General features: G+C 70.5%; 15 protein-coding genes. 6 read left to right on the top strand and 9 right to left on the bottom strand.

Annotated elements, in window-relative coordinates:
• The first annotated feature begins 165 nt into the window (after nt 1-165).
• Nucleotides 166-579, top strand: coding sequence for a pyridoxamine 5'-phosphate oxidase family protein (locus tag MTQ10_RS08630; RefSeq protein ID WP_247464129.1), 414 nt, complete (start codon nt 166-168; stop codon nt 577-579).
• A gap of 282 nt (nt 580-861) precedes the next feature.
• On the opposite strand, the gene MTQ10_RS08625 is transcribed toward MTQ10_RS08630, so the two are convergent.
• On the bottom strand, nt 862-1,200 hold the full coding sequence (locus MTQ10_RS08625) for a hypothetical protein (RefSeq protein WP_247464126.1): 339 nt from the start codon (nt 1,198-1,200) through the stop codon (nt 862-864).
• 27 nt (nt 1,201-1,227) lie between these two features.
• On the opposite strand from MTQ10_RS08625, the gene MTQ10_RS08620 reads away from it, so the two are divergent.
• The 3 genes from MTQ10_RS08620 (at nt 1,228) to MTQ10_RS08610 (ending at nt 4,263) form a co-directional block, all read left to right on the top strand.
• The gene (locus MTQ10_RS08620; protein WP_247464123.1) at nt 1,228-1,878 is read left to right on the top strand and encodes a hypothetical protein; all 651 of its coding nucleotides are present in this window, start codon (nt 1,228-1,230) and stop codon (nt 1,876-1,878) included.
• Nucleotides 1,879-2,025: 147 nt separating this feature from the next.
• Complete coding sequence (locus tag MTQ10_RS08615) at nt 2,026-2,994, top strand: helix-turn-helix transcriptional regulator (RefSeq protein WP_374117584.1); 969 nt, start codon at nt 2,026-2,028, stop codon at nt 2,992-2,994.
• 318 nt (nt 2,995-3,312) lie between these two features.
• Nucleotides 3,313-4,263 (top strand): LuxR C-terminal-related transcriptional regulator, encoded by a 951-nt coding sequence (locus tag MTQ10_RS08610; protein ID WP_247464156.1) that lies wholly within the window; start codon nt 3,313-3,315, stop codon nt 4,261-4,263.
• Here the strand turns inward: MTQ10_RS08610 and MTQ10_RS08605 are convergent.
• Both MTQ10_RS08605 and MTQ10_RS08600 read right to left on the bottom strand, forming a co-directional pair.
• Nucleotides 4,226-5,251: a helix-turn-helix transcriptional regulator gene (locus tag MTQ10_RS08605; protein WP_247464119.1), complete on the bottom strand. Its 1,026-nt coding sequence runs from the start codon at nt 5,249-5,251 to the stop codon at nt 4,226-4,228. The genes MTQ10_RS08610 and MTQ10_RS08605 overlap by 38 nt on opposite strands.
• A gap of 441 nt (nt 5,252-5,692) precedes the next feature.
• Nucleotides 5,693-6,799, bottom strand: coding sequence for a sugar ABC transporter substrate-binding protein (locus MTQ10_RS08600; RefSeq protein WP_247464116.1), 1,107 nt, complete (start codon nt 6,797-6,799; stop codon nt 5,693-5,695).
• A 388-nt stretch (nt 6,800-7,187) separates the two neighbouring features.
• On the opposite strand from MTQ10_RS08600, the gene MTQ10_RS08595 reads away from it, so the two are divergent.
• Entirely contained in the window at nt 7,188-7,544 is a 357-nt protein-coding gene (locus tag MTQ10_RS08595) for a fibronectin type III domain-containing protein (RefSeq protein WP_247464113.1), read from the top strand.
• Nucleotides 7,545-7,688: 144 nt separating this feature from the next.
• Here MTQ10_RS08595 and MTQ10_RS08590 read toward each other — a convergent pair whose 3' ends face one another.
• From MTQ10_RS08590 to MTQ10_RS08570, 5 genes are all read right to left on the bottom strand, one after another.
• The gene (locus MTQ10_RS08590; protein WP_247464111.1) at nt 7,689-8,153 is read right to left on the bottom strand and encodes a heat shock protein transcriptional repressor HspR; all 465 of its coding nucleotides are present in this window, start codon (nt 8,151-8,153) and stop codon (nt 7,689-7,691) included.
• A 4-nt stretch (nt 8,154-8,157) separates the two neighbouring features.
• Entirely contained in the window at nt 8,158-9,324 is a 1,167-nt protein-coding gene (dnaJ, locus tag MTQ10_RS08585) for a molecular chaperone DnaJ (RefSeq protein ID WP_247464108.1), read from the bottom strand.
• A 33-nt stretch (nt 9,325-9,357) separates the two neighbouring features.
• A complete protein-coding gene (gene grpE, locus MTQ10_RS08580) occupies nt 9,358-10,026 on the bottom strand; it encodes a nucleotide exchange factor GrpE (RefSeq protein WP_247464105.1) in 669 nt (222 codons plus the stop codon).
• Nucleotides 10,023-11,870: a molecular chaperone DnaK gene (gene dnaK, locus MTQ10_RS08575; protein ID WP_247464102.1), complete on the bottom strand. Its 1,848-nt coding sequence runs from the start codon at nt 11,868-11,870 to the stop codon at nt 10,023-10,025. Before dnaK ends, grpE begins: the two co-directional genes overlap by 4 nt.
• 94 nt (nt 11,871-11,964) lie before the next feature.
• Nucleotides 11,965-13,155 carry an undecaprenyl/decaprenyl-phosphate alpha-N-acetylglucosaminyl 1-phosphate transferase gene (locus MTQ10_RS08570; protein WP_441350995.1) on the bottom strand — a complete coding sequence of 397 codons (1,191 nt, stop codon included), beginning with the start codon at nt 13,153-13,155 and terminating at the stop codon, nt 11,965-11,967.
• 358 nt (nt 13,156-13,513) lie between these two features.
• Between MTQ10_RS08570 and MTQ10_RS08565 the strand changes: the two genes are divergently transcribed.
• Nucleotides 13,514-15,796: a (Fe-S)-binding protein gene (locus tag MTQ10_RS08565; RefSeq protein ID WP_247464096.1), complete on the top strand. Its 2,283-nt coding sequence runs from the start codon at nt 13,514-13,516 to the stop codon at nt 15,794-15,796.
• Nucleotides 15,797-15,954: 158 nt separating this feature from the next.
• Here the strand turns inward: MTQ10_RS08565 and MTQ10_RS08560 are convergent, their stop codons facing one another.
• A complete protein-coding gene (locus MTQ10_RS08560; protein WP_247464154.1) occupies nt 15,955-16,281 on the bottom strand; it encodes an antibiotic biosynthesis monooxygenase family protein in 327 nt (108 codons plus the stop codon).
• Between the last annotated feature and the right edge of the window lie 29 nt (nt 16,282-16,310).

The following is a 16,310-nucleotide window of genomic DNA, read 5'->3' as shown; positions in this document are numbered from 1 at the left end:
TTCTCCTCCTTGCGTGAGCTGTCGGCCTGGTCGTCTCCACGTCTGACTCAGCCAACGTACACAAAGTTGAGTCTATTCCACTCAAGGCGAGGGCGGGAGTCGGTCGTGGACTCCGGGGAGGGGTGGGGCCCGCTGGTGGGTACGCGGATCGACTACGTTGCACTCATGGCCCCATACCCCCAGGATCCGGGCGCGCCGGACGCGCCGTATCTCGCCTTCTGGCGGGAGCGACACCTGTGCACGCTGACCACGCTCCGCCCGGACGGCTCCCCGCACGTCGTGCCGGTCGGCGTCACCTACGACCCGGAGGCACGGCTGGCCCGGGTGATCACGAACAAGTCCAGTGCGAAGGTGGCGCACGTGCTGGCGGCGGGCCCCGAGGGTGCGCGGGTCGCCGTCTGCCAGGTGGACGGCCGGCGCTGGGCCACGCTGGAGGGCCGGGCGCGTGTCCACACGGACCCGGAACGGGTCGCCGAGGCGGTGCGGCGCTATGCGGAGCGGTACGAGCGGACGCCGGGGCCGAATCCGGCGCGCGTGGTGATCGAGATCGAGCTGACGCGGGCGATGGGCCGGGGCTGAGCCGCCGTCCGGCCTCGCGTCGGGGCCCGCGTCCGGCTCCGCGCCGGGCCCGGCGTCGGCGGGTCCGAGCGGTGCTCGCCGGAGCCCTGTACGGCCGAGGCGGCAAAGCGGGCCCGGCAGCCCCGGCAAGGGCTGTTTTCGGCCATGCGGCCCGCGGAGGCATCGCGACGTATACCACCGCAAATTCCGCAAAACTGCAGCGGCGTCACCGTGTTCAGGTCACGGTGACGCCGCTGCCGGGGGGAAGCGCCTGAGCGATCTTTTTATGACGGGGGAATCGCGTCAGGCACTGCGGGGGGTGGCCGAGATGGCGCGGGAGGTGGCCGGCGCTGCCGGCTCCACCAGCTGTTGTTCCCTCTGGTCGAGGTTGACGAAGATCATGCCGTAGCGGATGGCACACCGGACGGGCTGTGGCGCCCCCCGTGGCCGCCGCAGACACCGGTACGCGCGCACGTCACCGTCCTCGTCCCGCGTGACGACGACCGGCTCGCCGAACACGGTCACCATCAGCGAGTCACCGCTGTGGGGGATGGCGGTGACCAGGTCGATGAAGTGCCAGCCGGAGCGGTAGGCGGTGGCCATCTCCCGGCGGAAGCTACGGTCGTCGGGTGGGGTGGTCATGACGCGGCGACCCACGTGCTGTCGTCGGTGCTCCAGGTGCTGTCACCAGGGGCGACCCAGGTGCTGTCCCCGGGCGCGACCCAGGTGCTGTCCCCGGCCGGCGCCACCCAGGTGCTGTCACCCGGCACCGCGTTCGCCGGAGCCACCCACGTGCTGTCGGCGGGCGCCACCCAGGTGCTGTCACCGGCGGGCGCGACCCAGGTGCTGTCCCCGGCCGGAGCCACCCACGTGCTGTCCCCGGCCGGCGCCACCCAGGTGCTGTCACCCGGTACCGCGTTCGCCGGAGCCACCCACGTGCTGTCGGCGGGCGCCACCCAGGTGCTGTCACCGGCCGGCGCGACCCAGGTGCTGTCACCGGGCACAGCCTTGGCCGGCGCCACCCAGGTGCTGTCCCCGGGGACGGTCGCGGGGGCCACCCACGTGCTGTCACCAGGAACAGCCTTGGCCGGCGCCACCCAGGTGCTGTCACCCGGAACGGCCTGGGCCGGAGCTATCCACGTGCTGTCGCCGGCCATGGCAACAGACACGGCACTCGTGCGCCAGGTACTGTCCGCAGCGGCAGCACCGTTCGTCCCCGCAAGACCACTCACGGCCCCGAAGGCCACAACGGCGGAAAAGGCGGCGACAAGCGCCGAGCGAAGCATTCTCTTATGCATAGTCGGCTTCGTCCTCATGTGAAGGTCACCTCTCCCCCGTCGAGTACGACGATGGCCCATTCAGGCACGTCATGGCCACACAATCGATGCATCATGTTCCTGCACGTTCAGGACCCTGGGGGGTGGAGATTTGCCGACAAACGGGAGTAAGCGGACACATCCTCACGCGCTGACCGAGTTGTGCGATGACGGACGCCGCTTCTACGAGAACGCCCTCCGAACAGGTCGCATCGCCCGTGCCGAGGTGGACAGCGCACCGTGTCTCATGGAGTTCGGCCTGCTCCACCCCGACCCCGACGACGCCAACTGGCTGCGGCCCGTGCCTCCGCCGATCGCCCTGGCCCAGAGGCTCAATCCGATCGAGCACGAGATCACGGAGCGGAGGCGGCTGTCGATAGAACTGGCAGATCTTTTCGAGCCGTTCATGGCCCTGAGCGCGCAGGCCACCTCCACCACCCACTCGATCACCGTGCTGGAGGGCAGAGAACGCATCAACGCCGCCCTCGACCTGGCCACCGCCGAATGCCAGAGCGAGATGCTCACCGTCCAGCCCAGCCGCCGCCGCCACGAACACACCCTCATCCAGGGCCTCGAACGTGACCGCCCCCTCATCGAACGCGGCTGCCGCATACGCACCCTCTACCAGCACACCGCCCGCTACAGCCCCGAGACGCTCGCCTACGTCGCCCAGTTCTCCAGCGGCAAGGCCGAATACCGCACCATCGACGAGCTCGTCGAACGGCTCATCATCTGCGACGAGACCGTCGCCTTCATTCCCGTACGGGACGACGGCGAGGTCGCCCTCGAACTCCGCCACCCCGGCCTCGTCCGCTACCTCATCAAGGTCTTCGAGTTCATGTGGGACCGCTCGGTACCGCTCTCCGGCGGCGCCCCCTACGAGACCGCCCCCGACGGCATCACCGAGATCCAGCACTCCATCGCCAAACTCCTCGTCGAAGGCCATGTCGACGAGGCCATCGCCCGCCGCCTCGGCATGAACGTCCGCACCTGCCGCGCCCACATCGCCAAGCTGGCCCAGGCCCTCGGCAGCGGAAGCCGCGCCCAACTCGGCTATCTCATCGCCCAGTCCGGGATCCTCAACCAGGACCAGGAACCCGACCAGGACCACCGTCACTGACGCCGACCGGAGAGAGCGGAACGTGCCTTCCCGACCGAACAGACATGCCGCCGCGGCCCTGTCCGAAGCGTCCGACGCGGATGCCCGCCGGCCGGCCCGCCCCGCACACCCCGCGGGAGGCACCCGGTGAGTGCGCCGCGGCACCACCAGGAGCAGCACCCCACCGAGCAGCCCCCCGAGGAGCGGCACCCCGCAGAGCAGCCCCCCGCCGAACGACACCCGGCAGAACAGCCCCCCGCCGAACGGCACCCGGCAGAACAGCCCTACGCCGAAGGGCACTTCGAGGCGCCGCACCACGAGGACCACGGCGCCGAGGACCTGTGCCCGGCGGGCACGCGCCTGTACGAGCAGGCGCTGCGTGACGGCCGTATCGCCGCCGCTCACACCCGTCAGGCGCCCTGTCTGCTGCGGTTCGGGCTGCTGGAGCCGTCCGTGGAGGACGTCGCCCTGCTGGAGCCCGTGCCGCCCGTGGTCGCCCTGCACCGGCTGCTGCGCACCTCCGCCGCGCGCGTCGCCGAGGAACGCGCCCGGGAGACCCGCCTTGCCGAAACGTTCGAGCGGCTGATGCGGGTGGACGGCCGACGCACCATACCTACTCAGACGCCCGCGCTGCGGCTGCTCAGCGGCACCGAACGCATCAACGAGGCCATCACGGAGGCCGTGGAGGACGCCCGCCACGAGCTGCTGTGCGTGCAGCCCAACACGCACTACAGCGGCCCCCGGGGCGAGCGGGCCCATGTCGTCGCCATGGCCCGCGACCAGGCGCTGCTCGACCGCGGCGGCCGTATCCGCACCCTGTACCAGCACACGCAGCGGCATCTGCCGCTCGTCCTCGCCCGGTACGAGCAGCTCCGCGGCGACGTGGAGGCCCGCACCCTCGACGAGGTGACCGACCGTCTCATCGTCGTCGACCGCACCGTCGCCTTCGTCCCGGCCGGCAAGGACGCCCTGACGGCTCTGGAGGTACGGCATCCCGCGCTGATCTCGTACTTCTCCACCACGTTCGACCGGCTGTGGCGGCTGGCCACGCCCATGTACCCGAAGGCCGCGCAGCCGCCCTCCCCGAACGGCATCACGCCCCGGCAGCAGGCGATCGCGCGGCTCCTCGTCGAAGGGCACACGGACGCGGTCATCGCCGACCGGCTCGGCATGAACATCCGTACCGCCCGGGTGCACATCGCGAAGCTCGCCGCCACCCTCGGCAGCGACAGCCGGGCCCAGCTCGGCTATCTCATCGCACGGTCGGGGATTCTTGATCCGGGACCGTGATCCGGGACGGCTGCGGCACGTCCAGGCCCGCCTGCGCTATCCGCACGCCCAGTTGGGTGCGGCTGGCCGCGCCCAGGGTCTCCGACAGGCGGGCGATGTGGGCGCGGCAGGTGCGGACGCTGATGCCGAGGCGTTCGGCGATGACGGCGTCCTGGTGGCCCTCGGCGAGGAGCGCGGCGATGGACTGCTCACGGTGGGAGATGCCCTCGATGCCGGTGTCCGGGATGGGCGCGGAGACGGGGATGGCCTGCCGCCAGAGGCATTCGAAGACGGTCACCAGGTAGGAGATGAGCGCCGGGTGCCGCAGCTCCAGGGCCATGGTGCGGTCGGCATTGGCGGGGATGAAGGCGACGGTGCGGTCGAAGAGGATCAGCCGGTCGATGACCTCGTCGAGGGTGCGGGCCTCCACCGCGTCGCCCATCAGCTCCAGGTAGGTGAGCAGGCCCTGGCCGTGCCGGGCGACATGGTTGTACAGGTCCCGCATGCGCACGCCCCGGCCGCGCAGGGTGAGCGCCCGGTGCAGTCCCTCGGTCAGTTCGTCCTCGCGGCGGATGCCGCCGGGCTGGACGGTGAGCACCTCCGTCGTGCAGGCCTCGGTGGCCGCGTCCATGGCGGCCTGGATACGGGGCAGTCCGTCCAGGACACGGATCGCGGTGCCCTCCGCCGTGACCGCGGCCGGGGGGCGGCCGAGGCCGGCGTACCGTTCGACGGCGGCGACGGCGGTGCCGACGCGGCGCTGACTGGCGCTGACGTCGTCGTAGACACCGCGCAGCAGCCGCTGGATGACCTCCTGGGGCGATGTGGGCACCAGGAAGTCCATGTCGTCCGGGTCGGGGTGGAGCAGGGCCAGCTCCAGCAGACAGGGCACCGGCTCGGCGTCGCGGCGCGGCACGCGGCCCCGTCGTACGGCCCGGGCGTACAGGCGCTCCCCGGCCTCGCACAGTCGGTCAGCACCGTGAGGATGCTCCTCCGTCCCGTGCCCGGCCATCGTCCATCCCACCCCCGCGTCCGCTGGTACCGCAGCGCAACTATGCGCGGACACAGCGGGGTCCGCAACACGCCTCTCCCCGCTGTGACCGTGGGAAACCACCGGTTCGCCCGGGTATGTAACGGCCTCCGGGGCTCACATTGCAACAAGCTGGTGGTGGCGCGGGGCACCGTGCTGGTGCATCGTGTTGACCGCTTCCCCCCGGGTGCCGGCACCCGCCCCCCTTGGAGGCCGACACCCGGCAGCCCCGGCCGGGCCCCCCGCCCGGCCGGGGCGCATCGGGGGCCGGAGACGGGCCTGCCGCCGGACCGGCATCCGGTCGGCGGCAGGGTGCGGGACAGGCGGGTCCCTGAAAGCGGCGCCTGCCCGAGGTCCAACGGGTCTGCTCGACGTCCAGCGGGTCTGCTCGACGTCCAGGGGCCTGCTCGACGTTCCGCGGGCCTACTTGAGGTTGAGCGCCGCGCAGTCCTCCGCGAACTCGGCGGTGCAGATGTCCGACACCTTGTAGATGCCGTCCGCGATCACGGTGTCCTTGATGTTGCTCTTGGTCAGCGCGACCACGGTCACCAGCTGGGCCGGGATGCCCTTCGTCGTGGGGCTGTCGACCTTGTCGGAGGCGAGCGCGTCGAACTGGATGCCGTGGCCCTGCACCTTGGCGACGGCCATCTCCGCGGCGGCGGCGGCCTCGGCGGGGTAGGACTTGTACACGCTCATGTACTGCTCGCCGGAGATGATCCGCTGCACGGCGGCCAGCTCGGCGTCCTGCCCGGTGATGGGCGGCAGTTCGGTGACCCCGGCCGCCTTCAGCGCCTTGATGATGCCGCCGGCCATGGCGTCGTTGGCGGAGTAGACGCCCTTGATCTTGGAGGCGCCGATCTCCTCGATCGCCTCGGCCATGTTGGCCTGCGCGTTCTTCGGGTCCCAGTCCTTGGTGTCGTAGGACTTGGCGATGGTGACCTTGCCGTTCAGCTCGGACTCCGCGCCCTGCTTGAACTGCTTGGCGTTGGGGTCGGTGGGCGAGCCGTTCATCATCACGATCTTGGTGGAGAGACCGGTGCCGGAGCCCAGGGCGTCGAGCAGGGTGCGCGCCTGCACCTCGCCGACGAGTTCGTTGTCGAAGGAGACGTACCCGTCGATGGGGCCCTCGGCGAGCCGGTCGTAGGCGATGACGGGGATGCCCGCCTCCTTCGCCTTCTTCACCATGTCGGCGATGGCGTGCGAGTCGACCGCGTCCAGCAGGATGACGTCGACTTTGTCGTCGATCATCTTCTGCATCTGGCTGGCCTGCTTGTCCGCGTCCTGCTCGGCGTTGGCGTACTCGACCTTGCCCTTGTTGCCGGTGAGCGAGGCCACCTTGGACTTGACGATCGGGTAGTCGAAGTTGTCGTACCGCGTGTTGACCTTCTCCGGCAGCAGCAGACCGACGGTGAGGTCGTCGCCCTTGGTGGGACTGGCGTCGGCACCGTCGGACGTCGCGTTCAGGACTCCGCAGCCGGCGAGCGCGAGGGTCATGGCCGAGGCGGCCAGGGAAAGGACGGTACGGCGCATTCGGGGGCTCACTTCAGGTACGTGACGGGGGGTGTGCGATACACCCACATGACTGAAAAGCCAACGCTCCGGGTCCCTCCGCCGTCAAGACCAACCACTTAACGAGATAACAACATCACGCTCCGCTTTACCGCGGTGCGTTCGTGAAGGGAATGCGAAATCACCTCCAAACGCCCTTTACGGACCCTCCACCGAACAGAAGTTCAGCAGGAGGCAAAGTTCTGTACAACCAATCACATACCTCGTGAGTCGTGATCACGGCGGTCGCCGGGCAGCCGTCCCCGATTCGACCAGAGGACCGAATGATCCCAGCCAGGCGCACGGCCACCGTCGTGTCGGTCGTGCTCGCCACCGCGACGCGCACGGCAACGCCGCCGAGTCGGCCGTGGTGAGCGGCGTCCGCTCCATCGCTCCGCCGCAGCACGTCGCCGCCTCCACCACCGACACGGACGTCGTGCTGTCGTGGCGCGAGCCCTCGGGCACAGGCACCACCGACCCTGTGGTGCGCCGCTCGCCCGCGACCGCAGACGGCTCCCGCGACCGGCAGACCGTCACCTGCGGCGACCGCACCACGTCGGCCGACGCGTCCGGCGACACCGTGGACCGCTGCGTGGACGCGACCGGCCGGCACGGGACGGCGTCCGTCCACGCGATCCAGCGCCGGGACGGCTCTGGCCGTCTCTCGCTGCCCTCGGCGGAGGTCACCGCCACCCGGCCGGCGACGAGACGCCGCCGCCGGCCGTGACCGGGCTGCGACTTCCACGTCAGCGCGCCCGCCGCGGGCTGACACCGGCCGGAGCACGGCGAGGGGCCCGCGTTCGCACGCGGGCCCTCACCCGACGCACGAGGGGCCCGCGGTTTCCCGCGGGCCCCTCGGCGCGTATGCGTGCTAGTCCTTGGCCTTCTTCGGCCGCCACACCACCAGTGCGCTGGTCTGCTGGACCTCCTGGTACGGCACCAGGTCGCGCCGGTAGGAGGCGTGCACCGCGGCCTCCCGCTGCTGCATGGCCGCCGCCGCGCCGTCCAGCGCCGCCTCCAGCTCGGCGACCCTGCTCTGCAACGCGGCGACCTGGTTCTCCAGTTCGATGATCCGCTTGATGCCGGCCAGGTTGATGCCCTCGTCCTGCGACAACTGCTGCACCTGCCGCAGCAGTTCGATGTCACGGGCCGAGTAGCGCCGGCCCCGCCCGGCCGTGCGGTCCGGGGAGACCAGGCCGAGGCGGTCGTACTGGCGCAGCGTCTGCGGGTGGAGACCGGAGAGCTGGGCCGCCACCGAGATGACGTAGACCGGGGTGTCCTCGGTCAGTTCATACGGAGGGAATCCCCCGCGCTGGCGGGGTCGACGGCCTTCCATCTCTCTATGCTCCCTTCGCGGCCTCGAACAGCTCCGCCCGCGGGTCCTCGCCCGCGGTCGCCTCGCGATACGCCTCCAGTGCGTCACGAGCCTTCCCCGACAGGTCCTTGGGGACACTCACCTCGACGGTGACCAGGAGGTCCCCGCGGGTGCCGTCCTTGCGGACCGCGCCCCTGCCCCGGGCGCGCATCGTACGGCCGTTGGGGGTGCCGGGCGGCAGTTTCAGTGTGACGGGCGCGCCGCCGAGCGTGGGTACGCGCACCTCGCCGCCGAGGGCGGCCTCGGTGAAGGTCACGGGGACCGTCACCGTGAGGTTGTCGCCCTTGCGTCCGAAGACGGGGTGGCTGTCGACGTGCACGACCACGTACAGGTCGCCGGCGGGGCCGCCCCGCTCACCGGGGGTGCCCTTGCCGCGCAGCCTGATCCGCTGGCCGTCGCCGACCCCGGCGGGGATGCGCACCTGCATCGTCCGGGACGACTTGGCCCGGCCGCTGCCCTTGCACACGTCGCACGGGTTCTCCGCGATCAGGCCCCGCCCCTTGCAGTCGGGGCACGGGTCGGTCAGGGAGAAGCCGCCGCCGGAGCCGCGGGCGACCTGCCCGGTGCCGACGCAGGTCGGGCACACGCGCGGTGTGCCGTTCTTGTCGCCGGTGCCGGAGCAGGCCTTGCAGGGTGCCTGGGAGGACATCCGCAGCGGGACCGTGGCGCCCTCGATGGCCTCGCGGAAGGAGAGCGTGACCTCGGACTCGATGTCCTGGCCGCGCCTCGGCTGGGTGCGGCCCGTGCCGGCGCCGCCCCGGTTGAACAGGCCCCCGAAGACGTCACCGAGGCCTCCGCCGAAGCCGCCCCCGGCTTGGGCGCCGCCTCCGAAGAGGTCGCCCAGGTCGAAGTTGAAGGAGCCGCCGGCGCCCGGGCCCGGGCGGAAGCCGCCGTTGCCGAAGAGGGCGCGGGCCTCGTCGTACTCCTTGCGCTTCTTCGGGTCGCCGAGGACGTCGTTCGCCTCGGAGATCTCCTTGAAGCGTTCCTCGGCCTTGGCGTTGCCCTTGTTGGCGTCCGGGTGGAACTCGCGGGCGAGTTTGCGGTACGCCTTCTTGATCTCGGCCTCGGTGGCGTCCTTGGGGACGCCGAGGACCTTGTAGTAGTCCTTCTCGATGAAGTCCTTGGTGCTCACCCTCGACGTCCCTCCTTCCGTTCAGTGATCAGGTCAGCCCTCCTCCGGGCCACCGTTCTCCTTGTCCTCGGCCGGCTGCTCGGCGGGCTCGTCGGCCTTGACGGTCTGCGCGCCGGGCTGCGGTTCGGCGACGGCCACCCGCGCGGGGCGGATGGTGCGTTCGCCGATGCGGTACCCCGGCTGAAGGATCGCCACGCAGGTCGTCTCGGTGACGTCCGGCGCGTAGGAGTGCATCAGGGCCTCGTGGACCGTCGGGTCGAAGGGCTCGCCCTCCTTGCCGAACTGCTGGAGGCCCATCTTCGCGACGACGGTCTCCAGCGACTCGGCGACGGACTTGAACCCGCCGACCAGTTCGCCGTGTTCCCGCGCGCGGCCGATGTCGTCGAGGACGGGCAGCAGTTCGGTCAGGAGGTTCGCGACGGCGATCTCCTTGACCGCGACCCGGTCCCGTTCGACGCGGCGGCGGTAGTTCTGGTACTCGGCCTGGAGGCGCTGAAGGTCCGCGGTGCGCTCACCGAGGGCGGTGCGCACCTGGTCCAGCTGGGCCACCAGAGCCGCTGTCTCGCTGGCGTCCCCGGCCGGGGCCGCCGCCGCCTCCTCAGCGGGAGGGGTGGCGGCGGCCTTCGGCTCGGCGTCGTCGTTGGCGGCGGCGCCGGAGGGGACGTCGGGCTTCTCCTCGAAACCCGGGGTCTCCTCCGTCACGCGGCACCGTCCTTGCGCTCGTCGTCCACGATCTCGGCGTCCACGACGTCGTCGTCGGCCTTGGCCTCACCGGCACCGGCACCGGTGGCGCCGCCGGCGGCCTGCGCGGCCTGGGCGTCGGCGTACATGGCCTGGCCCAGCTTCTGCGAGACGGCGGCGACCTTCTCGGTGGCGGTGCGGATCTCGGCGGTGTCCTCGCCCTTGAGCTTCTCCTTCAGCTCGGCGACGGCCGCCTCGACCTCGGTCTTGATCTCGCCGGGGACCTTGTCCTCGTTGTCCTTGAGGAACTTCTCGGTCTGGTAGACCAGCTGCTCGCCCTGGTTGCGGGCCTCGGCGGCCTCGCGGCGCTTGTGGTCCTCCTCCGCGTAGCGCTCGGCCTCCTCGCGCATGCGGTCGACCTCTTCCTTCGGGAGCGAGGAGCCGCCGGTCACGGTCATCTTCTGCTCCTTGCCGGTGCCGAGGTCCTTCGCCGTGACGTGCATGATGCCGTTGGCGTCGATGTCGAAGGAGACCTCGATCTGCGGGACGCCGCGCGGCGCCGGCGGCAGACCGGTCAGCTCGAACATGCCGAGCTTCTTGTTGTACGCGGCGATCTCACGCTCGCCCTGGTAGACCTGGATCTGCACGGACGGCTGGTTGTCCTCGGCCGTGGTGAAGATCTCGGAGCGCTTCGTCGGGATCGTGGTGTTGCGCTCGATCAGCTTGGTCATGATGCCGCCCTTGGTCTCGATGCCGAGGGACAGCGGGGTGACGTCGAGCAGCAGGACGTCCTTCACCTCGCCCTTGAGGACACCCGCCTGGAGGGAGGCGCCGATGGCGACGACCTCGTCCGGGTTGACGCCCTTGTTGGCCTCCTTGCCGCCGGTCAGCTCCTTGACGAGCTCGGCGACGGCGGGCATACGGGTCGAGCCGCCGACGAGGACGACGTGGTCGATCTCGTTGATGGAGATGCCGGCGTCCTTGATGACGTTGTGGAACGGCGTCTTGCAGCGCTCCAGCAGGTCCGCGGTCAGCTGCTGGAACTGGGCGCGGGTCAGCTTCTCGTCGAGGTGCAGGGGGCCCTCGGCGGAGGCGGTGATGTAGGGCAGGTTGATCGAGGTCTCGGTGGAGGAGGACAGCTCGATCTTGGCCTTCTCGGCGGCCTCACGGAGGCGCTGGAGGGCCATCTTGTCCTTGGACAGGTCCACGCCGTGACCGGACTGGAACTGCTTGACCAGGTAGTCGACGATGCGCTGGTCCCAGTCGTCACCACCGAGGTGGTTGTCACCGTTGGTGGCCTTCACCTCGACGACACCGTCGCCGATCTCCAGCAGGGAGACGTCGAAGGTACCGCCACCGAGGTCGAAGACGAGGATCGTCTGGTCGTCCTTGTCGAGGCCGTAGGCGAGCGCCGCCGCGGTGGGCTCGTTGACGATGCGCAGGACGTTCAGGCCCGCGATCTCGCCGGCCTCCTTGGTGGCCTGGCGCTCGGAGTCGTTGAAGTAGGCCGGGACGGTGATGACCGCGTCGGTCACCTTCTCGCCCAGGTAGGCCTCGGCGTCCCGCTTCAGCTTCTGCAGGATGAACGCGGAGATCTGCTGCGGGTTGAAGTCCTTGCCGTCGAGCTGGATCTTCCAGTCGGTGCCCATGTGACGCTTCACGGAACGGATGGTCCGGTCCACGTTGGTGACCGCCTGGCGCTTGGCGACCTCACCGACCAGCACCTCGCCGTTCTTGGCGAAGGCGACGACGGACGGCGTGGTCCTGGCGCCCTCGGCGTTGGTGATGACGGTGGGCTCGCCGCCCTCCAGAACGCTGACGACGGAGTTAGTCGTGCCCAGGTCGATGCCGACCGCACGTGCCATGGTTGATTCCTCCAGCTGACTTGAGTGGAACAGGCTCAAGTGTGCATGAGGCCCCGCCCCGGGTCAACAGACCTGAGTCGTCTCGACTCAACTCTTATCCGTTCCTTACACGCAACGACGCTCTGACCTGCGCAGACGCCATCCGATGTGTCCGATTCGACACTTTGCGCGGGCCATACGGATTGACGCGCAGCAGCAGACAGACCACCGCCGCCATCCCGCCGGCCACCCACAGCACGGCCCCCTGACCGGCCCGCCCGGTGTGCACCATGACCCCGGCCGCCACCGTCGCGAACGCCGCCGCGCCCAGCAGCACGGTCACCGCCTGCGCGGTCAGCCCGAGCCGCCGCAGCCGGTGCGCGAGATGGTCGGGCCCGCCGCGCAGCAGCGGACGCCCGGCGCGGCGCCGGGAGACGGCGACGAGGACGACGTCGGCGACCGGCAGGGCGGTCAGCGCGAACAGCACACCCGCACCGGCCCCCGGACCGCGCCCGGCACACGCCGGAACGGCCGACGCGGCGAGCAGGAAGCCGGTGAACAGCGCCCCCGAGGCACCGAGCGCGGCGCCCGCCGACTGCCGGGGGCGAGCGGCCAGCGGCGGCCGGTGGGGAGCGATGAGCGGCTGCCGGACCTGGGTGGAGTGCGACGGCCCCGACGGGGCGAGGTGCGCCGCCGTGTGCCGGTGCCGCCGCACGAGGAAGTGCCGGTGCTGCTGCGTGAGGAACCCGGTCAGCGCCGCCGCGTGCACGCTCAGCAGCAGCGCGAGCCCGTCCAGCGCCTCGGCCGCCGCGCACGCGCCCACCCCGAACGCGGTGACCACGCCGACCGCCCCCGACGCCCCCGTCGGCACGTCCGCGTGGTCCAGCGAACGGAACGCGAGCGCCGCGCCCGCGACGAAGAGGACGGCCAGCACTCCGCCGACGACACCCGTCCTCTCGTACGGCATCACACAGGCCGCCGCCGACGCGGTACCGGCGAAGAGGAAGCGGGACCTCAGCCGCCACAGGTCGGCGGCGAGCCCCAGCGCGGCGACGGCGGCCCCGGCGGCGAGCAGCGCGCCGGTGCCCTCGCCGAGCGGACGGACGCCGAGCGCCGGCCCGGCGGCGCCGACCGCGCAGGTGGCGAGGGCGACGGCGAGCCCGCCGAACCACGGCGCGACAGGCCGGGGGCCGCCCCGCCCGCGCGGGGCGACGAAGCGCCTCGCGGCGGTCGCGGCGAGGGCGGCGAGAGCGGCGGAGAGGAACAGGGCGGCGAGAGCGGCGGCGATCCCGTAGAGCACGGATATAAATTAGTGGCGAATGTACCGATTTCGTACGAATAACACGATCGGATCGCCTGTCGCGTGGCGCCGACCGGGCGACAACCCCCGGACACCCTCCGCGGGGCCACGCCCGGCCGTCCACGGGGAACCGCCTCCGGGGCACGCCCGGCCGCCCCTGGGGGACCACCTCCGGACGCGCCCCCGGTGCGACCCCCGGCCGTCCGGGCGGTCGTCCGCGGGGCGCGCCTCTGAGGTGACCCTCAGCGACACAGATCACCGCACGCCCGGCTACATTGCAGCGGAGGATGAGGGTAGTCTCGTACGGACTGCATAAGTTACCGCTTAGTAATGTGCTCGATTCGAGGCCGCCTCAGGAGCCCCAATGCAACTCGCCGCGATCATCGTGTCGCTGGTCCTGATCGTGGTCGGCGTGGCACTGTTCGGCCGCGCCCTCCTCCAGATCTGGAACTTCATGCGGCTCGGCCAGCCCGTACCGGCCGGCACCCGCACAGACAACCCCGTCCAGCGCACCCTGACCGTCGTCAGGGAGTTCCTGGGGCACACCCGCATGAACCGCTGGGGGCTCATCGGGGTGGCGCACTGGTTCGTGGCGGTGGGCTTCTTCACCCTGCTGCTGACGATCGTCAACGCCATCGGACAGCTCTTCGAAGCGGACTGGATCCTGCCGGTCATCGGCGAGTGGGCGCCGTACAACGTCTACGTCGAGTTCATCGGCACGATGACCGTCGTCGGCATCCTCGCCCTGATCGCGGTGCGCCAGCTGAGCCACCCGCGCAAGCCGGGCCGCAAGTCCCGCTTCGCCGGCTCCAACTTCGGCCAGGCCTACTTCGTCGAGGCCGTCATCCTCATCGTCGGCGTCTGCATCTTCATGCTGCACGCCCTCGAAGGCGCCCAGCACCACGTCGACAGCTACGAGGCGTCCTTCTTCATCTCGTACCCCGTGGTGGACGCCCTCTCCGGCCTCGACGTCTCCACGCTGCAGAACCTCACCTACTTCTTCGCCGGCCTGAAGATCGCCACCTCCTTCACCTGGATGATCGTCGTCGCGCTGAAGACCGACATGGGTGTGGCCTGGCACCGCTTCCTCGCCTTCCCCAACATCTTCTTCAAGCGCAACGCCACCGGTGAGACCTCCCTCGGCGAACTGCTGCCGATGACCTCCGGCGGCAAGCCGATCGACTTCGAGGACCCGGGCGAGGACGACGTCTACGGCGTCTCCCAGATCGAGCACTTCTCCTGGAAGGGCCTGCTCGACTTCTCCACCTGCACGGAGTGCGGACGCTGCCAGTCGCAGTGCCCCGCCTGGAACACCGGCAAGCCCCTCTCCCCCAAGCTGCTGATCATGAGCCTGCGGGACCACGCCCACGCCAAGGCGCCCTACCTGCTCGCCGGCGGCGGCAAGACCATGGAGGGCGAGGAGAAGGCCACCGAGGAGCAGCTCAAGGGCGTGCCCGCCGCCGCCCTCGCCGAGGCCGAGCGCCCGCTGATCGGCACCGCCGAGGAGAACGGCGTCATCGACCCGGACGTCCTGTGGTCCTGCACCACCTGCGGCGCCTGCGTCGAGCAGTGCCCCGTCGACATCGAGCACGTCGACCACATCGTCGACATGCGCCGCTACCAGGTCATGATCGAGTCCGCGTTCCCGTCCGAGGCGGGCACGATGCTCAAGAACCTGGAGAAGAAGGGCAACCCCTGGGGCCTGGCGAAGAAGCAGCGCCTGGAGTGGCTCAAGGAGGTCGACTTCGAGGTCCCGGTCGTCGGCAAGGACATCGAGGACCTCACCGAGGTCGAGTACCTGTACTGGGTCGGCTGCGCCGGCGCCCTGGAGGACCGCGCCAAGAAGACCACCAAGGCCTTCGCCGAGCTGCTGCACATCGCGGGCGTCAAGTTCGCGATCATGGGCGGCGACGAGAAGTGCACCGGTGACTCCGCCCGCCGCCTCGGCAACGAGCCGCTGTTCCAGCAGCTCGGCCAGGAGAACGTCATGGCGCTCAACGTCGCCTTCGGCGAGGAGCTGGACGACGACGGCAAGGTCACCCCGGAGTCGAAGAAGCCGAAGTCGGCGAAGAAGATCGTCGCGACCTGCCCGCACTGCCTGAACACCATCGGCAACGAGTACCCGCAGCTCGGCGGCGACTACGAGGTCATCCACCACACCCAGCTGCTCCAGCACCTCGTCGACGAGGGCAAGCTGATCCCGGTGACCCCGGTCGAGGGCATCATCACCTACCACGACCCGTGCTACCTGGGCCGCCACAACAAGATCTACACGCCGCCGCGCGAGATCATCGGCAAGGTCCCCGGCCTGCGCAACGAGGAGATGCACCGCCACAAGGAGCGCGGCTTCTGCTGCGGCGCCGGCGGCGCCCGGATGTGGATGGAAGAGCGCATCGGCAAGCGCATCAACAACGAGCGCGTCGACGAGGCGCTGTCCGTCAACCCGGACATCGTCTCCACCGCCTGCCCGTTCTGCCTCGTCATGCTGACCGACTCGGTCAACGGCAAGAAGAACGACGGCAAGGCCAAGGAGTCCATCCAGGTCGTCGACGTCGCCCAGCTGCTGCTGGAGTCCGTCAAGACGCCGGTCGACCCGGCCGGCGAGGCGGAGACCGAGAGCGAGCCGGAGCCCGAGCCGGTCAAGTGACCGAGGCCGGCACGGCCGGGGCCGCGACTGCGGTCCCCGTCCCGGCCGGGACTCCGGTGACTGCCACGGCAACGGCCTGACGAGCCCGTACGGACCCGACGGCGCCCCCTGACCCGCACAGGCAGGGGGCGCCGTCGTGTGCGGGGACCCGCCCGCGCTCAGGCCTCCTTCGGCGCCGCCTGCTGCACCACCTCGAAGGACCACAACGTCGACCCGGTGGCCGCCGGCTTCGGACGCTCCCCCTCACCGCCGCCGCCCTGGTGCGCGGCCCTCATCGGGCCTTCCAGCCACGCCTGGAAGGACTCCTCGTCCCGCCAGCGCGTGTACACCAGATACTGGTCGGTGCCCTCGACGGGACGCAGCAGCTCGAACCACTCGAAGCCGTCCGAGCTCTCCACGGCGTGCGCCCGCGACGCGAACCGCTTCTCCAGGACCTCCCGCTGCTCGGCGGGAACGGTCAGCACATTGATCTTCACGACGCTCATGCCCTCATCCTGGCCCAGCCGCCCCCGCC

Origin of the sequence: Streptomyces sp. XM83C (genome assembly GCF_023072675.1) — a bacterium.
Taxonomy (GTDB): Bacteria; Actinomycetota; Actinomycetes; order Streptomycetales; family Streptomycetaceae; genus Streptomyces; species Streptomyces thermocoprophilus.
Note: the sequence above shows the minus strand (reverse complement) of the source record. Positions and strands in the feature narration are given on the sequence as shown.